Here is a 4,152-nt window from a genome sequence, read left to right as displayed (position 1 = left end):
CCTCTGGAATCGTGATTTCGAGCGGGCGGAAGAATCCCTCGTTCGTTTCTGCGTCGGGGAGCGTAATCGCCTGGAAGAAAGCGCGAATATCGGAGACCGACGCGGCGTACGGCGAATTGATTGGCCCGGCCGTCTCGGAATCGGTGCCGGTGTAGTCGAGTTCGACCGTCTCGTCGTCGATTGTGACGGTGACCTCGACGTGCACTGGTTCGTTCGTAATCCCGTCGTCGTCGAGGTTGTCCGTCGCGGTGTACGTTCCGTTCGGGAGGGTTCGAATCTCCTCTCGAACGAGGCGCTCTCCCGCATCGAAGTACTCCGAAATCGCCGCTTTGACTTTCGAGACGCCGTAGCGCTCGAATACTTCGACGGCACGCTCTGCGCCGACTTGCATCGAGGACCGCTGTGCTTCCATATCGCCGTGGGTCACGTCCGGTAACCGTGTGTTTGCCATCACGATGTCACGAACCGCCTCGTTGCACTCGCCACCCTCGTAGAGTTTCACCATCGGGTACTGGATACCTTCTTGGAAGATGCTAGTCGCATCTGTCGTCCACGACCCCGGGTCCTTCCCGCCGACGTCGGTCCAGTGGGCTTTCGATGCGGTGAATCCGACGAGTTCTCCGTCCACGAAAATCGGGGCGACCATCGCAACGTCGTTGAGATGCGTTCCGCCGTGGTAGTCGTTGAGGAGGACGACATCGCCGGGTGCAAATCCGTCGGTTCCGAACTTCTCGATGGTGTCCTGTACACAGAATTTCAGCGTTCCGAGGAATCCGGGGACGCCGTTTGCCTGTGCTACGACGTTCGCATCGGCGTCGGTGATGCCGCAGGCGTAGTCGAGTGTCTCGTAAATCACGCTCGACTTCGCGGTCCGACCGAGATTGATGAACATCTCCTCGGCGGCGCTCTGAATCGCGTTCGTGATTACTTCCCGCGTGAACGGGTCGACTGTGACCGTGGATTCCGTCTGCGAGTGTGCTGACATGGTTATGTGATGTGGAGTGTGCCGAATTCGTCTACGTCGAACGACTGGTCTGGGTGGACGAGTGTGGTACAGGCCGGTTCCTCGATGACGGCGGGACCGTCAAACGAGGTCATCGCGGGAAGCGCTTCGCGCTCGTACACGCGAGTCTCGCGAACACCCTCTGTTCCGAAATCGACGTCGCGTGTTCCTTTGATGGCGTCTTCCGGGTTCCCGTCCCGAGTAATCCGTCCAATCTCGGGTTTCGGCATCGGTGCCGACGCCGTGACCCGGAGCGTGACGACCTCGACTGCATCGTCGAGGCTGAAGTTGTACGACTGTTCGTGCAGGTCGTGGAAGCGGTCGATTGTCGACGTGATTGCCTCCGGACCGATGTCCCCAGATGGAATTTGGGTGTTGACGGTGTGTTCCTGCCCGGTGTACCGGAGGTCGACGCTTCGCGTTATCTCGATGTCCTCCTCAGATACGGACTGCTCCGGCGCGTAGGCATCGTACGCTTCTGCCTCCAATTCGGCGAACGCCTCGGCGACCGTCCCGGCGGTTTCGCCGTCGAACGGCATCACACGAGTTCGCGCGAAGTCTTTCCGGAGGTCCGTCATGAGCATTCCCCACGCCGAGAACTGGCCGGGGGCGCGGGGAATAATCATCTCGCGGACGCCGAGTTCTCGGCCGAGTGTCGCTGCGTGAAGCGGGCCAGCACCGCCGCTCGCAACCATCACGAAATCGCGCGGGTCGTGGCCGCGGCGGATGCTGACCTGTTTGAGCGCGTTCGACATGCTCGAATTCACGACGCGGAGTATCCCGTGGGCCGCCTCACGGACACTCGTCCCGAACTCGTCGGCCAGCGGTTCGAGCGCGTCGCGTGCGGCATCGACATCGAGGTCCATCTCCCCTCCGAGGAAGTACTCCGGATTTAGTCGACCCGTGAGGAGATTGGCATCGGTGACTGTCGGTTCGGTCCCGCCCCGTCCGTAACACGCCGGGCCGGGGTCGGCACCGGCGCTTTTCGGACCGATGTTGATAGAGCCGCCTTGGTCGACCCACGCGATTGAACCGCCACCAGCGCCGATTTCGACGATATCCACGACGGGTATCTTCAGCGGATACCCCTCGTCGCGGGGTGACGATTCGAGCCAGTATTCCGTGTCGATGGTGAGTTCGCCGTCCTGCACGAGCGACGTTTTCGCCGTCGTTCCGCCCATGTCGAAACTGATGACATCCGACTCGCCGATTCGCTCGCCGACGCGGGCGGCACCGTAGACGCCGCCGACGGGGCCGCTTTCGACCATCTCGACCGGACTTCGACGCGCCTGCGAAAAGCTCGCGGTTCCCGCGTTCGACTTCATCGCGTAGGCGTTCCCCCGAAACGACGCATCTTCAAGTCGTCCTTCGAGGTTATCGAGGTAGTCGTCGACGACGGGTCGCACGTACGAGTTTAGGACGGCCGTGTTGGTCCGTTCGTATTCCCGGTACTCCTTGGTGAGTTCGTGCGAGAGCGTGACGTAGGCGTCGGGGAACTCCGCTTCGATGAGTTCCCGAGTTCGCCGCTCGTGGGACGGGTTCTCGTAACTGTTGATGTAGCTGACCGCGATTGTATCGAGTCCCTGCTCGCGGATTTCACGCGCGGCGTCTCGGACGGCCGCTTCGTCGAGTGGAGTCAGCGTCTCGCCAGCCTGGTCGATACGCTCCGGAATCTCCCAGCGGTTTCGGCGCGGGACGAACGGTTCGGGTTTCTGATACCGGAAGTTGAACATGTCCGGTCGGTTCGCTCGCGTGATGTCGAGCACGTCCCGGAAGCCCGCTGTCGTGATGAGCGCCGTCTCCGTGCCGGTTCGTTCGGTAATCGTGTTGATGACGACCGTCGTTCCGTGGACGAACTGGTCGGCAGTTGTCTGGTCAACGACACTCTTTTCGAGTGCGTCGAGGACGCCGTCTGCGAAATTCGACGGCGTCGTCGATGTCTTTTCCAGTGCTAACTCCCCGTCGTTCACCGCGACGAGGTCGGTGAATGTGCCGCCGATATCGACGGCGACTCGTGTTTCGTGTGTTGTCATGGTGTGATAGTGTGGTGTCTGTACTCTATTCTCCGTCCACCGACCGGTCGGCTAACGAGACGCCCTCCGGTAACTGGTCGAGCACGTCCGCTCGCTTCTCGCCCGGACTGTGGAGACACCGGGTCTGGTGGCCGTCTTCGACTTCGACTAACACCGGTTCGACCGCATCGCACGCCTCGAACGACCGGTGGCAACGCGGGTTGAACGGGCACCCGCTCGGCGGGTTCATCGGGTCCGGCGTCTCGCCCTCGATATCCACTTGCGTGGGCTTCATCGCGCGCTCGGCCGCTTCGACGACTGGAATCGCAGAAAGCAACTGCTCGGTGTAGGGGTTCACCGGATTTTCGAAGAGGCGGTCGCTGTCGGCGACTTCCATGAAGTTGCCGAGGTACATCACGCCGATTCTGTCGGCGATGTTCTTGACGAGGCTCAGGTCGTGGCTGATAATCAGGTACGTCAGTCCCAGTTCGTCCTGTAACTCGTCGAGAAGCGAGATGACCTTGGCCTGCACGCTCACGTCGAGTGCGCTCGTCGGTTCGTCGAGGACGACGAACTTCGGTTCGACCGCGAGCGCGCGGGCGATTGCAACCCGCTGTTTCTGCCCGCCGGACAGTTCGTTCGGGTACCGATTCCGGAATTCGACCGGCAGGTCGACCCGCCGCAGGAGTTCGGCGACGCGGTCGTCACGCTCGGCTTTCGTCCCGATACTGTGGACGACTAATGGCTCCTTGACAATCGCCCCGATGCGTCGACGGGGATTCAGCGACGAAGACGGGTCCTGATAGACGACCTGAATATCGCGCCGGAGCTTGCGAAGCGACTTCCCGCTGAGCGCCGTGATATCTCGCCCGTCGAAGGAAATCGTCCCGCCCGTGCTCTCGTAGAGCCGGGCGACGGTTTTTCCGAGCGTGGTCTTGCCACAGCCGGATTCGCCGACGATGGCGAACGTCTCGCCGGGGTAGATGTCGAAGGAAACGCCGTCGACGGCTTTGACCGAGGATGCGGACCGTCGGAGCAGTCCCGAACTGACGGGGTAGTATTTCTTGAGATTCTGAATCGAGACGAGCGGACTCCGGGTCGACTCGCTAGCGTGGTTCGTTACTCTGTCCGCACTCG

General features: G+C 61.5%; 3 protein-coding genes. All 3 read right to left on the bottom strand.

All coding sequences use genetic code 11. The features are described 5' to 3' along the window. Positions 1–985, bottom strand: a 985-nt coding sequence (locus QT222_RS05210) for a hydantoinase B/oxoprolinase family protein (RefSeq protein WP_491476531.1), incomplete at its 3' end; no start/stop codon positions are given. A gap of 2 nt (positions 986–987) precedes the next feature. Then, a complete protein-coding gene (locus QT222_RS05205; RefSeq protein ID WP_491476530.1) occupies positions 988–3,036 on the bottom strand; it encodes a hydantoinase/oxoprolinase family protein in 2,049 nt (682 codons plus the stop codon). 25 nt (positions 3,037–3,061) lie between these two features. Then, a partial coding sequence (locus tag QT222_RS05200) for an ABC transporter ATP-binding protein (RefSeq protein ID WP_491476529.1) occupies positions 3,062–4,152 on the bottom strand: 1,091 nt, incomplete at its 5' end.

It is taken from the genome of Haloferax sp. s1 (assembly GCF_058382125.1).
This window is presented reverse-complemented; position numbering and strand designations above follow the sequence as displayed.

Coding starts and splice junctions, on each gene's coding strand:
- QT222_RS05205 (WP_491476530.1), bottom strand. CDS start 3,036: ATGACAACACACGAAACACGAGTCGCCGTCGATATCGGCGGCACATTC.